This window comes from Variovorax sp. CAN15 (assembly GCF_030462475.1).
Lineage (GTDB): Bacteria > Pseudomonadota > Gammaproteobacteria > Burkholderiales > Burkholderiaceae_C > Variovorax.
The window spans coordinates 57,860-74,844 of record NZ_JASMRZ010000004.1 but is presented as its reverse complement, the minus strand read 5'-3'; the positions used below and the strand labels follow the sequence as shown (position 1 = coordinate 74,844).

The window sequence follows — 16,985 nt, the reverse complement described above, 5'->3', positions numbered from 1 at the left end:
CTCGGCTGTGACGGAAGGAACTGCACAGCCGCGTCCGCTTGGGAAACGCGGCGCGTTCGCGTGAGAACGACCCGGCAGGACGCGGGACCGAGGGGCGAACGCCAGGACCTCCGCCCGGCCGGCCTGTGCCCGGGAATACCCTCTGACGCCCTCCGAGTCTTCTTGCCTACATTTCTTGCATGCAAGAAGTGTCATTGCTTGCATGCAAAACCCAGGCAAGACAGACAGGAGACCTCATGCCCCGCTTCGCCAAGTCGCTTTTCGGTCAGGTGGTCATCGCGCTGGTGCTCGGCGTGCTCGCGGGGCTTCTGGCTCCCGAGTACGCCGTCAAGCTCAAGCCGCTCGGTGACGGTTTCATCAAGCTGATCAAGATGATCATCCCGGTGCTGGTGTTCTGCGTGGTGGTGCACGGCATCGCCGGCGCGGGAGATCTCCGGCGCGTGGGCCGGGTGGGCGTGAAGTCGCTCATCTACTTCGAGGTGCTGACGACCATCGCGCTGGCCATGGGCCTGGTGCTGGCCTTCGTGTTCCACCCGGGCACGGGCATGAACGTCGATCCGTCCAAGCTCGACCCGGCCGCGATGAGCGCCTATGCCTCGAACGCCGACAAGCTCACGAGCGGCGGCACCGTCGAGTTCCTCATGAAGCTCATCCCGACCACGGTGGTGAACGCATTCGCCACCGGCGACGTGCTGCAGGTGCTGCTGTTCGCGGTCCTCTTCGGCTGCGCGCTCACGCTGCTGGGCGAGCGCGGCAAGCCGGTGGCGGCGGTGATCGACGCAACCTCGCTGGTGCTCTTCAAGATCATGGGCATCATCATCAAGCTGGCGCCGCTGGGCGTGCTGGGCGCCATCGCGTTCACGGTGGGGCAGTACGGCATCGGCTCGCTCAAGCAGCTGGGCATGCTGGTGGCCCTCTTCTACGGCGCGGTGCTGATCTTCGTGTTCGTGGTGCTGGGGCTGGTGATGCGCATGTCGGGCTTCAGCCTGATCAAGCTGCTGCGCTACCTGCGCGAGGAGCTCACCATCGTCTTTGCGACCACCTCGTCGGACAGCGTGCTGCCGCAGGTCATGGCCAAGCTGCGCCGCATGGGCATCCGCGATTCGACGGTGGGCCTGGTGATTCCCACCGGCTACTCGTTCAACCTCGACGCCTTCTCGATCTACATCACGCTGGCGGCCGTGTTCATCGCGCAGGCCACCAACACGCCGATCTCGATGGCAGACCTGCTGACCATTCTGGCGATCGCGCTGGTCACCTCCAAGGGCGCGCACGGCGTGCCGGGCTCGGCCATCGTGGTGCTGGCGGCCACGCTGCACGCGATTCCGGCGATTCCCGCCATCGGCCTGGTGCTGGTGCTGTCGGTCGACTGGTTCATGGGCATTGCCCGCGCGCTCGGCAACCTGATCGGCAACTGCGTGGCGACCGTGGCCATTGCAGCCTGGGAAGGCGACATCGACCGCGAACGCGCCCATGCGGTGCTCGACGGCAACTATTCGCCCGACGACGAGCCGCTGGCCGAAGCAGAGCCGGCGCCCGTGGTACACACCGCGAGCCACTGAAAGAGAAAACGAGAAAGACCAGGACCACCGACATGCCCGCCCCCGACGTCAGCCCCACCGTCATCGCCGAACGCGTCGTCGAGGCCATCCTCGCGCAGAAGCTCGCGCCGGGTGAACGGCTGGGCGAGCAGGCGCTGGCCGAGAACTTCTCGGTGAGCCGCACCATGGTGCGCGAGGCGCTGATGCAGCTGCAGGCGCGCGGTTTTGTCGAAGTGCAGTCGCGCCGCGGCTGGTACGTGGTGGAGCCTTCGGCCGAAGAGGCACGAGACGCCTTCTCGGCCCGGCGGATCGTCGAGGCCGGCATCCTGGAGGCCAGCGAAGGCCGGCCGCTCGCGAAGGTTATCCGCAAGCTGCGCGACCACATCGCCGACGAGCAGCGCGCCATCGAAGGCGCCGACGCGGCCACCCGCGCCTTCCTGCTGGCCGATTTCCACGTCTGCCTCGCCGAGCAGATGGGGCACCAGCTGCTGGTCGACGTGTTGCGCGACCTTACGGCGCGCACCACCCTGGCGGCCACGCTCTACCAGTCGAAGCACGAGGCCGGGCAGTCCTGTGCAGAGCACGGGGCGATCGTCGCGGCGCTGGAGGCCGGGGATACGGCCGGGGCGCGGCGACTGATGCTGGAGCACATCGGCAATGTCGAGCGGGCGCTGGAGGTGGATGCTGCGGCGGAGCCGGATGCGACGAGCAGGCTGAGGGCTACGTTGGCGCCGGTGGCGTTGCCGCGGGCGCGGCGGTGAGTGCATAGGGAACGTGCACTTGGACCGCGAGTGCGGCCGGCATCCTGACTGTTCTGGGATCGACCGAGCAATGCGCCCGGAGCGATTCGTCGGTTCCCCGTGAGCGGACCACCCAGAGGTCACCCAGGAACTCAATTCGCGACTCGTATATTGCCTAGCGCCGCTAATTTCGCTAAATAAACGACACACCGTTTCCTTTGATTTCATGCAGCAGGTCGCCAGTCAACTTACTGGAATCAATTTTTTAATCTCGCGCCTACCCGGGATCGACTTTTAAAAGCGCAGAGCCCGATCGCAATGATCGCCAGTCTTCATGCCTTAATGCGAAAAACCTCCCTCAAACTCACCTCATCATGCAAATCTCCATCTTCATAGCATCTTACAACGCCACCTTCGAGGGCACTCATCATTAATCTATACAGACCAACCGCTTTGGATTTCACTTCCAACCATATGGAAGAATTGTTTTCCAAAATCAGTCTAGCATCATATTTAGCGCTCGATTGCAGCAACTGATCTTTTAGGAAAATCTCCCGCTCTTCATCTTCAACTAAAGAGTCGCTTGATTTCAACGTACGCACCACATTCTGCATCAGCGATGGATCATCAAAAACCAATCTATATTCATAGCTCATGAGCCATGCGCCCTCCCGCGAACAATCAGATTCCGCCTCCAACTACGGCACCAACGCCAACGAGGAAAGCCCTAGTTTCTTCAAAATATTTCTCTCAAGAACTTCTTCACAAAAGATTATTTTTTGTCCTTAATCGAATACTCCCAAGCAGACCGTCGGTATATAGGTTCGGCTTTCCGACACTGCGAGTGGCGGACCAAGATTTGAGCTTTTCATCATTTTGATCCTTTGCTGACTGTACAGTGACGGGCCCATCAGGCTTATCATGCACTACGCCCAGCTCGGCGTCTTTACTTACCCAGCTCCCACCCATCGATTGTTGTAGCGGCACAAAGGCCAGGCAATCGCCCTCCCTTTCCAACATCATCAACTGCTGGCCGCGGAGTCATGCTATCGGCAATTCCGGCTTCGACATACGATCGTTTGCGCGGTGTTTTGTCCAGATTTCAGGAAATGATTTCAGATTTCGCACGCCTCCAAATATCGACATAGTCATGCACATTAACTTTCAACATGACCAGCTCTCCGCCGCCTCTTTTGCGGCATAGCAAAATACCGTCCATCGAATCGACAACAACAAAATAGACCTCATCCGCATCAAATATTTCATTGCCACCTGGGAGGCCGATGTATACAGAAGGCTCGACCGCACTTGCGCCTAAACTTCCTGGCCAATCACCTTCCACCCAGCACGCATTGTGCAGAAGTTGAAAAAAATATTCGGGGGGCATTCTTTGATCAAAGATGCTTCTTGCAAAATTAATATTATCTTTTTGTTTTTCGATATTTAACATCAGACGATCTATTTCACCCACCAACAAATCTGAAAGGCAAGTCGCATCTTCGCTTCCCAAAATCACATCATCTATGGATATCAGCATTCGATCCACGAAAATTCGCCGCCCGTCACTGGATTTTCGAGTACAGATATCAATAACGCTTTTCATGATCATGGGCAATTTGATTCAACCGCTTTTCCATCTTTGAAGATGCTGTCCAACCTCTTTTTTACGCCAGGAGGCACAGGAAAACCACCATTTTGAGTCGAGTCGCCATTCCAATGCATGGTTCCATCGTTGCCATTGCCAAATCGATGAAAAACTCCTTCGTTATCGACTGCATACCAGTGCCGTCCCTCAGCATCGGGCACAGCACGGGACGCCAAAGCTTCATGGTGGCAAGGAAGTCGAGATGTTTTTCTGCCTCCACGAAAATCTGGCGACGTCGTGTCATGGTGTCCCGGATTCGTATATGTAGGCGTTGGTCCGTGATAGCGCCCGGCCTTTCCGGTTTTTGCCAAACCCAGTGGGTCGATCCATTCCAGCGGATTAAATGCATACTCTTGCAGATTGATCCCACCAGCCAAACGGATGGGGTCATGGCTGATGTAGCGGCCGCTTTGCGGATCAAAGTACCGATACCGGTTGTAGTGCAGCCCCGTCTCTTCATCCCAATACTGCCCCTGGAAACGAATCGGATTCCGAAACCCCGCTTTCCTCCCCGCCTCACTGATCGCCTGCCTAGCCTCCCCCCAAGCCTTGTAGCTCGCCGACCACGCCACACGCCCCTCATGATCCGTCAGCTCCTGCGGTGTGCCCAGATGGTCGCACTGGTAGAAGGCGATTTCTTCCTTGCCGAATGACGCAGGCGTTCGACTTTGTTCACCGTTCCATAGCGGATCAAGTTCGATGTCGTAGCGACCGCCGTTGTCGGCCATCAGTGCCTTCACATCTGTCGTCTGGCTCAACACGACTGCCTGGGCCTGCCGGATCTGGACCAGCGGCACGAACGAGCCGGGTTCGTGGATGTAGTGGACGCTGTCGCCGCGCCATGCCTGTTCCTGCTGGCCCTCGATGCTTTGCGTGCTCTCGAACGCCAGCGCGTCCCCGTCCCAGCCGAACAAGGTGCACGCATGCCGCGTGCGCTTGGCGATGCGCCGGCCCAGCGGGTCGTAGCTGAAGGTCGTGGTTTCGCCGAAGGTCTCGGCGCTGCGCATGCGGTTGTAGCCGTCCCAGGTGAACGCCGTCTTTTCGCCGTTGCGGACGCGCTCGATCAGGTTGCCGCGCTCATCCCACTTGTAGCGGGTGCCGGCGTAGTCCTTCAGCAGGTTGTCCATCAGCTTGCCGACCATGCTGCTGCCGTCCGTCGGTGCTTTGGCGTTCGGGCCGGCATCGCCGGGGTTGGCGATGTTGCCCGCTGGATCGAACGCGAACGTCTCCCGTCCCAGTCGGCTGTTGGCTTCGAGCAGCCTCCCTACAGGGTCGTAGCGGTAGCTCAGGTTGCCGCGCCGGCTGTCGCCGATGGCGATCAACTGGCCAGCCTTGTCGTATTGGTAGCTGCGGCGAATGCCGGTGGCTCCGAGGGCGCCGCGCCTGGTCTGGGAGATCTGCTGCTCCAGCAATCGGCCGGCCGGATCGTAGTGCTGCTCCTGTGTGAGTCCGTTGCCCTGCGCGCGCGCAATCTCGCGATGCAGGTCGTCGCGCTCGAAGCCCAGGATGTCCTGCCCGTCGACGAGCAATCCGTGCACATGGCCAGAGCCATAGGTGAGCCATCGAGTGACGTGACCGTCTGGGCGGATGGTCGCGACGCGCTGGTTGAGTTCGTCGTAGCAGTGCTGCCAGACTGCCGTGCGGGCGCCTTGCAGGTAGTGCTGATGCTCGCGCGTGAGGTTGCCCGCGGGGTCGTAGAACCATTGCAGCTTGGCGTCGCTGTTGCCGGCTTCGACCAGCCGGCCGTTGCGGTCGTAGGCGAAGCTCTCGGCAACGCCGCCGGCCGTGCGCTCGATCAAGCGCCCGTTGGGGTCGAACTGCAGCTGCATGACGTGACCGCCCTCGACCACTTCCGAAAGCACACCGGTGGAGTCTTCATAGCAATACCGAGTGGCCTTCCGGTCGAAGCCGACTTCTTCCAGCAATCGGCCTACCGGGTCATAGCGGAAGTCGTAACGGCTGCCGTTCTCGTTGTGCAGTTCGCTCAAGCGTCCCAGCAAGTCCCAGCGGTATTTGAGCGTGTGGCCCGCCGCGTCGGTGCGCCGGGACACGAGGCCGCAGCGCGTGTAGTCGTAGCTCGTCCTGCGCCCCAGCGCATCGGTGTGCGCAAGCAGGCGTCCCTCGCCGTCGTGCACGAAATGCTCGCTGGTGTTGTCCGGCAGGGTGATTTCCTCGAGCCGGCCCGGTCGGTTGGCGTTCGCTGCGGCGGAGGCCTTCCCGGGTTCGTCCGCCGTCGTGTAGCGATACCGCGTGCTCTGGCCCATGGCATCGGTCGCCTTGACCAGGCGTCCCTGCTCGTCGTATTCCCACCGCGTGGTCTTGCCCGAGCAATCGGTGTGGCTGGCAAGTTGACCAGCGCGCGTGTAAGTCAGCAACTTGATTCCACCCTTCGCATCGGTGATGCGCACGGGCCGGCCGGCCTTGTCGTAGGCGTATTCGGTCTTGTGCCCCAGGGGGTCGATCTCTTCGACGAGATTGCCGTCGGCGTCGTAGTCGCGCTTCCAGACACCGCCCTCGGCGTCGCGCAGGCCCGTCATGCGTCCGCGCTTGTCGTGCGCAAAGTGCACCTGAGTGCCATCGGCCCGCGTGCGGGTCCGCAGGTTGCCGTCGGCGTCGTAGTTGAAGTCGTCGGTGCTGCCGTCGGTGTGGACATGGCGGGTGATGTTCTTCGCCTCATCGCGAAAGAACCACTCCTGGCGCTTGTCGGGATGGATGATCCGGTAGGTGTAGCCGAGGATGTCGTAGTAGTACCAGGTCTCTCCACCGAGCGCGTCGGTCACATAGGTCAGGCGGATGTTCCTGTCCCACTCGAGCCTGAGGGCGAAGCTCCCGTCATCGCTCCACTCGCGAACCGCCCTGGCATCGACGCCGGTGCCGTCGTATTCAAGGTTGATGCCGCGGCTCGTGCGGTCGGTGTACCGGGTCACGAGGTGGTGGCTGTAGCTGTAGTTCCAGGCTTCGCCGTTTTCGTCCTGCGCCGAGACGAGGTCGCCCTCGGCATCGTGGACATAGGCGGCGAGCTGGCGCACCACCTGGCCGCCCTTGATCTCCCACAGGCTGGTGATCAGTCCGCTTCGCGCATCGGGGCGGGTGCCCACATGGGCGATCGTGACGTCGCCTTGCTTGCTGATGATGTCGCTCAAGACCTGTTCGCCGGTGGCTGCGATCACATGGTCGTAGCGCAGGCCGACGCTGGCTTCCTTGCCGGCATGCAGCGCGACGAGCCGGAAGTGCTGCCTGCCCTGCGTCGAGACCTTGCTGGCAGCGGTGTCCACCAGCTCGTAGACCTCGCGCCAGTCGCCGGCCTCGCCCACCGCCATGGCCTTGCCGAAATCCACGGCCAGAAGGGTCTCGCTCAGCCGTGTGAGCGTCGCTTCTTCGATGGCATCGCGGTAGCTCTGGCCCACGGCCAGCAGCGGGTAGGCATGGCTGCGGCCGTCCGCACCGTGATAGATCAGACTGGGCTCGCCGGAGCGCGGACCCTGGGCCGGCGCGGCGATGTCCACGCGCGTGCTGTAGGGCGTGAGCCATCTCGCGCCGAGGCTGCCCTCGTCGAAAGCGCCGAGATTGCTGCGATATGTGCGCGCCCAGGTGATGGGCAGCGGCGCAACCAGCGTGAAGTCGACGTGGGTGAAGCTTTCGCAGCCGGTCGCCAGGCTGATGGCGAACTTGCTTGAGGAGGGAACCTGTGCGCCGGAAAGCGGACAGTTCTTGCAACCGGGATCCCCCTTGGCCGGCGCCTGTACGCGGAGGTGCTCGACCTGGGTGTCGGGCCTGCTTCTTCTTGCTTCGCCCCCCGCGCCGGGCTGCACCATGGCCGCGCGCGGGCTCTTCTTCTGTGCCATGGCCAACAGCAGTTGGCGCAGCAGCCACATGATGCTGCCCTGCAGTTCCTGATTGGCGAGGTCGCTCAGTTGGTGGCGGAAGTCCGACTTCAAGGCGATCAGGCTCTCGATCACCTCGCTGACCCTGGCCCGTACGCTTTCGGGCAGGTAGGCGGCGGCCTTTCTGGCAGCGTAGTTGGCGGCCCGTTTGGCAGTGCCCGCGGAGTACTTCAGCGCCCGGCGCCACATGCCGCTCCATGTGCTTTGGGTCTTGGGGTCGTAGTCGTTGGCCTCCGCGGCACCCGGCCTGGCGACGGTGAAGAGGTCCTGCCCGCCGAGCACGCGCTGCAGGATGCCGATCAGGTTGTCCAGGATGCTGTCGGAGAGCCTCGCGCAATCTTCCAGAATGCCCGAGAGCCTTGCGATGGCGCCCTCGATGAAGGTCTCCAGTTCACCGACGATGGATGCATTCAGGTGCCCCACCAGCATGGTGACGATGGTCCCGCCGAGATTCCTTGCTCCATGAATGAGCTCCTGCTTGACCAGATGCAGCGTGGGCCGCAGGCTCATGCGCGCTGCGGCCATGGTGGGCGGCGCGGGAATCAGGCCGATGAGATTGATGCCGAGGCTGGCCCAGTTCAGGAACCTGGTGACGGCATCGTTCGACTTCTTCTCGAGGATGGTGACGATGTCGAGAAACACGTCCACCAGCGCCATGATGTTGCCCACGATGGGGATGCTGCCCAGCACCGTGGTCAGCCGGTCGAGCGTGACGTAGCCGCCGGTGAAGGACCGCAGCCATTCGTCCACCACCTTGCTCGCGGCGGCGATGTCTTCTTTAGCGATGGTGTTCAGCGGCGCGACTGCCGTCTGGGGCTCGCGCTCGGCGATCGGTGTCGGTGCGGGCTTGGCTTGATGTGTGCCCGATGGTGGCCGCTGGGGCGTGCCTGATTGCATTGTCCAGTCTCCCTGACTGCGTTTGTTCGCGTCTTGAAAATCGATCGGAAAAGAAAAGAGGCCCGGTCGCGCATGCGCGCGCAACCGGTTGCGATGCCGGGCTTCCGGCTTGCGGAATTACGGCGCCTCTGCCGACGGGATTCGAGTCCGGCGTGGCGGACCATCAGGGGGCAAACAAATGCAGATGCGGTGAGAAGCCCGCGGGCATGCCCGAGGGCGGATCCACGAGGAAATCCACGAGCAGATCGCTACGCACGAATAACAATTGCAAATTGAGCTCACGCTCACCTCCCTCTTTTATTTCTTGCAGCAAATCCTAGGACGCAGGCCGACGCGAATTCGGTCATCCGAAATAAACGAGCAAGCTTTGGTGCGATTTATCTCGATATTCCCAACCCAGGACGGCCGGTCATCGATCGATCGAACGAGCCGCGTCCGGCGGACGGCTTCCACCGTCGCTGCGCTCGGCTACAGTCCGAGACACTTATGAACTCACCCCAACTCCAGCGCGGCGTGTTCCTCGCCCTTCTCGCCGCCGTGACCGTCGCCTTCCTCTGGGTGCTGATGCCGTTCTTCGGCGCGGTGCTCTGGGGCGTGGCGCTGGCGATCCTGTTCACGCCGCTCTACAAGAAGCTGCTGAGGAGAATGCGCGGCAAGCCCAACGCGGCTGCGCTGTCGACGCTGGCGATCTGCCTGTTCATCGTGATCCTGCCGCTGGCCATGGTGGGGGTGTCGCTGGTGCAGGAGGTCGCACTGGTCACGCAGAACATCCGTTCGGGGCAGATCAACTTCGCGGCCTACTTCCAGCAGATCCTCGACGCCTCGCCGCAGTGGCTGCTGAACCTGGTCGAGCGCTTCAACCTCGGCGACATGGCGGCCTGGCAGGCGCGCATCTCGGCGGCCGCCGGGCAGGCCAGCCAGGTCATCGCGAGCCAGGCGCTGACCATCGGGCAGAACACCTTCGACTTCATCGTCAGCTTCTTCGTGATGCTGTACCTGCTTTACTTCCTGGTGCGCGACGGCTCGACGCTGTCGAAGACGATGCGCGACGCAGTGCCGCTGGCCAAGCCGCACGCCCACTACCTGCTGAACAAGTTCACCACCGTGATCCGCGCCACCGTCAAGGGCAACGTGGCCGTGGCGGTCGCGCAGGGCTCGATCGGCGGGCTGGCGTTCTGGTTCCTCGGCGTGCAGGGCGCGCTGCTGTGGGCGGTGCTGATGGCCTTCCTGTCGCTGCTGCCTGCCGTGGGCGCGGCGTTGATCTGGGGGCCTGTGGCCATCTACTTCCTGGCCACGGGGCATTTCTGGCAGGGCGGCGTGCTGATCTTCGTGGGCGTGTTCGTGATCGGCCTGGTCGACAACATCCTGCGCCCCGTGCTGGTGGGCAAGGACACGCAGATGCCCGACTACATCGTGCTGATGTCGACCATCGGCGGCATGGCGATCTTCGGCATCAACGGCTTCGTGATCGGGCCGGTGATCGCGGCGCTGTTCATGGCGGCCTGGAGTCTCTTTGCCGATTCCGGCCACGTGGGCCCCGGGCACGAGCTGCCCGATGGCGCACAGCCGGGCAAGCAGGGCGCCCCTGAAGACAAGGCCTGAAACCGGCGCCGTCCACCCCCCACGCGCGCATTTCGCGCGCGCAATTCCGCATTCCGTCGCATGAGGCTGGGCGCCGCGCCCGGCCTGCGGGATCGTCGGGCCTCCAACCAACAACGAGGCCCGTCATGCACCCCAGCTTTCTCCGCTTCCGCCCCGCCGCGCGCGCCCTGTGCGCGGCCGCGATCCTGGCCCCCCTGGGCGCCCTCGCCGCCGACCTGAGCCTGAGCGTCGCCGACGGCCCGGCCGCCGACGCCACCCTCTACGTCGCCGTGTATGGCGACGCCGCCAGCTACGCCGACGGCAAGCCGGTGGCCTCGCAGACCGCGCCGATGCGCGAGGGCAAGGCCCGCCTGGTGTTCACGGGGCTGGCACCCGGCCGCTACGCGCTGCGCGTGTTCGCCGACGAGAACGGCAACGGCAAGCTCGACACCAACCTCATGGGCATGCCCACCGAGCGCTACGGCTTCTCGAACGACGCCAAGGGCAACCGCGCCGCGCCCGGCTTCGATGCGGCGGCGATCAGCGTCGAAGCCGATATGCAGACCGTCATCCACCTGCACTGAAGACGAAGGAAGACTGCCATGGAACGACGCGAACTCCTTCGCCTGCTGGCTTCGGCCGGCGCCCTCCCCCTGCTGGCACCGCTGGCGCGCGCAGCCGGCACGGCGGACGACTGGCAGGCCCAATTCGAGGCTTCCACCGCCCCCTGGAAGACGGGCTTCGCCACGCCGCCCGGCGACTTCCCGCTGACCCGCGCCACGGTGCGCGGGCGCTTTCCCGATGCGGTGGCGGGCACGCTGTTTCGCATCGGCCCGGCCGGCCACGACATGGGCGGCCAACGCTACCACCACTGGTTCGACGGCGACGGCATGGTGCACCGCTTCGTGATCGAGGGCACCGACGTGCGGCACCAGGGCCGCTATGTCGCCACGCCCAAGCGAGTAGCCGAAGTGAAGGCCGGCCACCGCCTGTTCGAGGCCTTCGGCACCATGCCGCCGGGTGTGGAGCCCCCGACCTCGGCAGACAGCATCAACGTCGCCAACACCAGCGTGCTGCCGATGCGTGGCGAGGTGCTGGCCCTGTGGGAAGGCGGCTCGGCCACGCGCGTCGACGCGGACACGCTGGACACGCTGGGCGTGAAGACCTGGCGCACCGACCTCGCGGGCATGCCGTTCTCGGCCCACCCCAAGATCGACCCGGACGGCACGGTGTGGAACTTCGGCGTCAGTTCCGGCCAGGGCCTGCTGGCGCTGTACGAGATAGCACCCGAAGGCACGCTGCGGCGCGCGGCCGTGGTGCCGGTGGCCGACATGCCGATGGTCCACGACTTCGCCGTGACCGCGCGGCACCTGGTTTTCCTGCTGCCGCCGCTGGTCTACGACGGCAAGCGCAAGACGGACGGCACGAGTTTTCTCGACGCTCACGTATGGCGGCCCGAGCTCGGCATGCGCGCGCTGGTGGTCGACAAGCAGAACTGGGAGCGCCGCCAGATGCTCGCGCTGCCGGCCGGCTTCCTGTTCCACGTCGGCAATGCCTGGGAGGAAGACACGCCGCGCGGCACGCGGATCCACGTCGACTACGTCCGCTCGGAGAACGCCGATTCAGTGTTCATCAGCAACCGCGAAGTGATGCGCGCCCGCCGCGTGAAGACCACCGAGCCGCACCTGACTGTCGCCACGCTGAACCTGGCCACCGGCCGGGCCACGCAGACGGCGCTGGCACAGGAGGCCGAATTCCCGCGCATCGATCCGCGCAGAGTCGGCCTGCGGCATCGCCAGGTGGTGCACGCCACGCAGATCCGGCGCGACCTGCCCGGCTTCGGCGCGATCGCGCGCACCGACGTCGAGACCGGCCGCAGCCAGCGCTTCGTCTACGGCCAGCAGACCATGGTGGAAGAACATGTCTTCGTGCCCGACGGCTCCAGGCCCGGCTGGGTGCTGGGCACGGCGTTCGACTTCGGGCGGCAGAAGACGGTGCTCTCATGCTTCGCGGCCGACAATCTCGCGGCGGGTCCGGTGGCGCGGGCCACGCTGCCCTACGCCCTGCCGCTGGGCCTTCACGGCGCCTTCGTGCCGGCCTGAAGCCGTGGCGAGGAGGCGCTCAGGCCTCCCACCAGCCTTCGGCGAAACGCCCCTGCAGGAAGGCGACGAAGCCCGACACCTTGCCCGGCACCAGCTTGGGCGAAGGGAAGACGGCGTGGATCTCCTGCTCGGGCAGCGCATGGTCGCCCAGCACCTCGCGCACCTTGCCGGCTGCCAGCGAATCGCTGGCCACGTAGCGCGGCATGAGCGCAATGCCGAGGCCGTCGCGCGCCGCCGCCAGCACGGCCGAGAGGTTGTTCGAGCGGAAGCGGCCCGACACGGGCACCGTGACCGGCTCGCCCTTGGGCGTGTGCATGCGCCAGAACTCGTCGCCCACCACGCTGCTGTAGATCAGCGCCACGTGCGCGCTCAGGTCCTGCGCGCGCTTCGGCGTGCCGTGCTTCTTCAGGTAGGCGGGCGAAGCGACCATCACCCACGGGTTGACGCCCAGGTAGCGCGCGCCCAGTGACGAATCGGCCAGCTTGCCCATGCGGATGGCCACGTCGATGCCCTGCGCGATGAGGTCCACGTAGCGGTCCTCGAAGCTCAGGTCGAGCTGCACCTGCGGATGCCGGCTCATGTATTCGAGCGCCAGCGGCACCACCACGCGCCGCCCGAAGGCCACCGAGGTGCCCACGCGCAACAGCCCCTGCGCCTGGTTCTGCCGCAGCTGCACGATGCTGTCGGCCTCCTCTGCCTCGCGCACGATGGTCTTGCACTTCTCGTAGTAGAGCGCGCCCGGTTCGGTGAGGCTCACGCCGCGCGTGTTGCGGTTGAGCAGCCGCACCTTCAGCCGCTCCTCGGTGGCGGCGATCTGCTTGGTCACCGTGGGCTGCGTGGTGTTGAACTCGCGCGCGGCCTTCGAGAAGCTGCCCGTCTCGACCACTCGAACGAACATTTCCATTGCAAGCAATCTGTCCATGGGCCGGATGGTAGTCACTTATTCCAGCCTGGAATAGGTTTTATGGTCCGCAGCCGTCTTCTTGGAATCCGCCCGGATTCCTACAGTGAGCCCATCCCAAAGGAGACTTCACAATGGCAAAGATGACAGCGGTCCAGGCCGCGGTTCTGGTGATGGAAAAGGAAGGCGTGACGCAGGCCTTCGGCGTGCCGGGCGCGGCGATCAACCCGATGTACTCGGCGCTGCGCCAGCGCGGCAGCATCGCGCACATCCTGGCGCGCCACGTCGAAGGCGCCTCGCACATGGCCGAGGGCTACACCCGCGCGGTGGCCGGCAACATCGGCGTGTGCATCGGCACCTCGGGCCCGGCGGGCACGGACATGATCACGGGCCTGTACTCGGCCTGGGCTGATTCGATTCCGATCCTCTGCATCACCGGCCAGGCGCCGCGCGCGCGGCTCTACAAGGAAGACTTCCAGGCGGTGGACATCGAGTCGATCTCCAAGCCCGTCACCAAGTGGTCGGTCACGGTGCGCGAGCCGGGCCAGGTGCCGCAGGTGTTCCAGCAGGCCTTCCACCTGATGCGCTCGGGCCGCCCGGGCCCGGTGCTGATCGACCTGCCCTTCGACGTGCAGATGGCGCAGATCGAGTTCGACATCGACAGCTACGAGCCGCTCAAGCCCTACAAGCCGGCCGCCACGCGTGCCCAGATCGAGAAGGCCATCGGCATGCTCAACGCGGCCGAACGCCCGCTGATCGTGGCCGGCGGCGGCGTCATCAACGCCGATGCATCCGACCTGCTGGTGCGCTTTGCCGAAGCGACCGGCGTGCCGGTGATTCCCACGCTCATGGGCTGGGGCGCCATTCCCGACGACCATCCGCTGATGGCCGGCATGTGCGGCCTGCAGACCAGCCACCGCTACGGCAACGCCACGATGCTGGCCAGCGACTTCGTGCTGGGCATCGGCAACCGCTGGGCCAACCGCCACACGGGCTCGGTCGACGTCTACACCAAGGGCCGGACCTTCGTGCACGTGGACATCGAACCCACGCAGATCGGCCGCGTCTTCACGCCCGATTTCGGCATCGTGTCCGACGCCAAGGCCGCGCTCGAACTCTTCGTCGAAGTGGCCGAGGAAATGAAGGCTGCGGGCCGCCTGACTGATCGCCGCGACTGGGCCAGGGCGTGCATCGAGCGCAAGAAGACGATGCTGCGCAAGACCAACTTCGACGAAGTGCCGATGAAGCCGCAGCGCGTGTACCAGTGCATGAACAACAACTTCGGCAACGACACCTGCTACGTGAGCACCATCGGGCTCTCGCAGATCGCGGCCGCGCAGTTCCTGCACGTGTACAACCCGCGCCACTGGATCAACTGCGGCCAGGCCGGCCCGCTGGGCTGGACCATTCCCGCCGCGCTGGGCGTGCGCGCCGCCGACCCCGCGCGCAAGATCGTCGCGCTGTCGGGCGACTACGACTTCCAGTTCATGATCGAGGAGCTGGCCGTGGGCGCGCAGTTCAAGCTGCCGTACATCCACATCGTGGTCAACAACTCCTACCTCGGCCTGATCCGCCAGGCGCAGCGCGGCTTCGAGATGGACTACTGCGTGCAGCTCGCGTTCGACAACATCAACGCGGCGCCCGACGCGGGCATCGAGAGCAGCTACGGCGTGGACCACATGAAGGTGGTCGAGGGCCTGGGCTGCAAGGCGATCCGCGTGAACCGCCAGGAAGAGATCGCGCCGGCCATCCGCCGCGCGGAGGCGCTGATGGCCGAGTTCAGCGTGCCGGTGGTGATCGAGGTGATGCTGGAGCGCGTGACCAACATCGCGATGGGCACCGAGATCGACAACATCACCGAGTTCGAGCCGCTGGCCGAGACGCCGGCCGACGCGCCGACCGCGGTTGCCGCGCTGCTCGATTGAAAAGAAGGAAGAGAAAAGACATGCCCAAGTTCGCAGCCAACCTCACGATGCTCTTCACCGAGCTGCCCTTCATGCAGCGCTTCGAGGCCGCCGCCAAGGCCGGCTTCAAGGGGGTGGAGTACCTCTTCCCCTACCCCTTCGAGAAGAAGGAACTCGCCGCCGCCCTGCGCGCCAACGGCCTGGAGCAGGTGCTGCACAACCTGCCGGCCGGCGACTGGGACAAGGGCGAGCGCGGCATCGCCTGCCATCCCGACCGCACCGGCGAGTTCGCCGAAGGCATCGGCGTGGCGATCGACTACGCGACCGCGCTGGGTTGCCCGCAGGTCAACTGCCTCGTGGGCAAGGTGCCCGCGGGCGTCGACAGGGACGCGGCGCACAAGACGGTGGTAGCCAACCTGCGCCTCGCCGCGCGCGAGCTCGAAGCGGCGGGCCTGCGCCTGCTGATCGAGCCCATCAACACCTTCGACATTCCGGGCTTCTTCCTCACGCGCACCGACCAGGCGCTGGCGCTTGTCGACGAAGTCGGCTCGTCCAACCTGCGTGTGCAGTACGACATCTACCACGCGCAGCGCATGGAAGGCGAGCTGGGGAACACGCTCTCGAAGCACCTCGCACGGATCGGCCACATCCAGCTGGCCGACAACCCTGGGCGCGGCGAGCCGGGCACGGGCGAGATCAACTACCCGTGGCTCTTCAGGCACATCGACTCGCTGGGCTACGACGGCTGGATCGGCTGCGAATACAAGCCGCGCGCCACCACGGTCGAGGGCCTCGGATGGCGGCATGCGCTCACGCAGCAGCAATGAAATGAATGAATGAATGACATCGGACAAGGAAAAAGAGACATGACGACCCAGCAACAGAAGATCGGATTCATCGGCCTCGGCATCATGGGCGCGCCCATGGCGGGCCACCTGCTCGAGGCGGGCTACCAGCTGTTCGTGAACACGCACGGCAACACGCCCGAGCCCTTCGTGTCGAAGGCGACCATCTGCGCCTCGGCGGCCGAAGTGACGCGCCAGGCCGACGTGGTCTTCATCATGGTGCCGGACACGCCCGACGTGGAGAAGGTGCTGTTCGGCGCGCCCGGTACCGAAGGCGTGGCCGACGGCCTGAAGGGCTCCAGCGGCAAGATCGTGGTGGACTGCAGCTCCATCGACCCGATCGCCACCAAGGACTTCGCGCGACGCATCACCGCGCTGGGCGCCGGCTACATCGACGCGCCGGTCTCCGGCGGCGAAGTGGGCGCCAAGGCCGCCAGCCTCACGATCATGTGCGGCGGCGACGAAGGCACCTTCGGCCGCGTGAAGCCGCTGCTCGACAGGATGGGCAAGAACGTCACGCTCGTGGGCGGCGCCGGCGACGGCCAGGTCTGCAAGGTGGCCAACCAGATCATCGTGGCGCTGAACATCGCGGCGGTGGGCGAGGCGCTGGTGTTCGCCTCGAAGGCGGGCGCCGACCCGGCCAAGGTGCGCCAGGCGCTGATGGGCGGCTTCGCCAGCTCGCGCATCCTCGAAGTGCACGGCGAGCGCATGATCAAGCGCACCTTCGCGCCGGGCTTTCGCATCGCACTGCACCAGAAGGACCTGAACCTCGCGATGCAGAGCGCCCGTTCGCTGGGCGTGTCGCTGCCGCAGACGGCCGGCGCGGCGCAGCTCATGAACGCCTGCGCGGCACTGGGCTACGGCCAGCTCGACCACTCGGCGCTGGTGCGCGCGCTCGAGGCGCTCGCCCAGCACACCGTCACTCCTGACTGAACAGGCACTCCC

Annotated in this window: 12 protein-coding genes; 8 read left to right on the top strand and 4 right to left on the bottom strand. The window is 64.7% G+C overall.

What is annotated here, in order from left to right; all coding sequences use genetic code 11:
• The first annotated feature begins 236 nt into the window (after positions 1–236).
• Both QMO14_RS05180 and QMO14_RS05175 read left to right on the top strand, forming a co-directional pair.
• On the top strand, positions 237–1,562 hold the full coding sequence (locus QMO14_RS05180) for a C4-dicarboxylate transporter DctA (RefSeq protein WP_301505153.1): 1,326 nt from the start codon (positions 237–239) through the stop codon (positions 1,560–1,562).
• 32 nt (positions 1,563–1,594) lie between these two features.
• Positions 1,595–2,302, top strand: a complete 708-nt coding sequence (locus QMO14_RS05175; protein WP_019657009.1) for a GntR family transcriptional regulator — start codon at positions 1,595–1,597, stop codon at positions 2,300–2,302.
• Between the two features lie 311 nt (positions 2,303–2,613).
• On the opposite strand, the gene QMO14_RS05170 is transcribed toward QMO14_RS05175, so the two are convergent.
• The 3 genes from QMO14_RS05170 to QMO14_RS05160 all read right to left on the bottom strand — a co-directional run bounded on the left by QMO14_RS05170 (position 2,614) and on the right by QMO14_RS05160 (position 8,707).
• Entirely contained in the window at positions 2,614–2,937 is a 324-nt protein-coding gene (locus tag QMO14_RS05170) for a hypothetical protein (protein ID WP_301505150.1), read from the bottom strand.
• A 446-nt stretch (positions 2,938–3,383) separates the two neighbouring features.
• On the bottom strand, positions 3,384–3,890 hold the full coding sequence (locus tag QMO14_RS05165) for a hypothetical protein (protein ID WP_301505148.1): 507 nt from the start codon (positions 3,888–3,890) through the stop codon (positions 3,384–3,386).
• Positions 3,887–8,707 carry an RHS repeat-associated core domain-containing protein gene (locus QMO14_RS05160; protein WP_301505146.1) on the bottom strand — a complete coding sequence of 1,607 codons (4,821 nt, stop codon included), beginning with the start codon at positions 8,705–8,707 and terminating at the stop codon, positions 3,887–3,889. The genes QMO14_RS05165 and QMO14_RS05160 overlap by 4 nt, the downstream gene beginning before the upstream one ends.
• Before the next feature lie 486 nt (positions 8,708–9,193).
• On the opposite strand from QMO14_RS05160, the gene QMO14_RS05155 reads away from it, so the two are divergent.
• From QMO14_RS05155 to QMO14_RS05145, 3 genes are all read left to right on the top strand, one after another.
• Positions 9,194–10,309 (top strand): AI-2E family transporter, encoded by a 1,116-nt coding sequence (locus QMO14_RS05155; protein ID WP_301505144.1) that lies wholly within the window; start codon positions 9,194–9,196, stop codon positions 10,307–10,309.
• A gap of 125 nt (positions 10,310–10,434) precedes the next feature.
• Positions 10,435–10,872 carry a DUF2141 domain-containing protein gene (locus QMO14_RS05150; RefSeq protein ID WP_301505142.1) on the top strand — a complete coding sequence of 146 codons (438 nt, stop codon included), beginning with the start codon at positions 10,435–10,437 and terminating at the stop codon, positions 10,870–10,872.
• A gap of 18 nt (positions 10,873–10,890) precedes the next feature.
• On the top strand, positions 10,891–12,390 hold the full coding sequence (locus QMO14_RS05145) for a carotenoid oxygenase family protein (RefSeq protein ID WP_301505140.1): 1,500 nt from the start codon (positions 10,891–10,893) through the stop codon (positions 12,388–12,390).
• 19 nt (positions 12,391–12,409) lie between these two features.
• Here the strand turns inward: QMO14_RS05145 and QMO14_RS05140 are convergent, their stop codons facing one another.
• Positions 12,410–13,312 (bottom strand): LysR family transcriptional regulator, encoded by a 903-nt coding sequence (locus tag QMO14_RS05140; protein ID WP_301505138.1) that lies wholly within the window; start codon positions 13,310–13,312, stop codon positions 12,410–12,412.
• A gap of 113 nt (positions 13,313–13,425) precedes the next feature.
• On the opposite strand from QMO14_RS05140, the gene gcl reads away from it, so the two are divergent.
• Genes gcl through QMO14_RS05125 form a run of 3 tightly spaced genes read left to right on the top strand, consistent with a single transcriptional unit; the run spans position 13,426 to position 16,973 of the window.
• Positions 13,426–15,216 (top strand): glyoxylate carboligase, encoded by a 1,791-nt coding sequence (gene gcl, locus QMO14_RS05135; protein WP_301505136.1) that lies wholly within the window; start codon positions 13,426–13,428, stop codon positions 15,214–15,216.
• A gap of 20 nt (positions 15,217–15,236) precedes the next feature.
• Positions 15,237–16,022, top strand: a complete 786-nt coding sequence (gene hyi, locus QMO14_RS05130; RefSeq protein ID WP_301505135.1) for a hydroxypyruvate isomerase — start codon at positions 15,237–15,239, stop codon at positions 16,020–16,022.
• Positions 16,023–16,061: 39 nt separating this feature from the next.
• The gene (locus QMO14_RS05125) at positions 16,062–16,973 is read left to right on the top strand and encodes a 2-hydroxy-3-oxopropionate reductase (protein WP_301505133.1); all 912 of its coding nucleotides are present in this window, start codon (positions 16,062–16,064) and stop codon (positions 16,971–16,973) included.
• Positions 16,974–16,985: the final 12 nt, after the last annotated feature.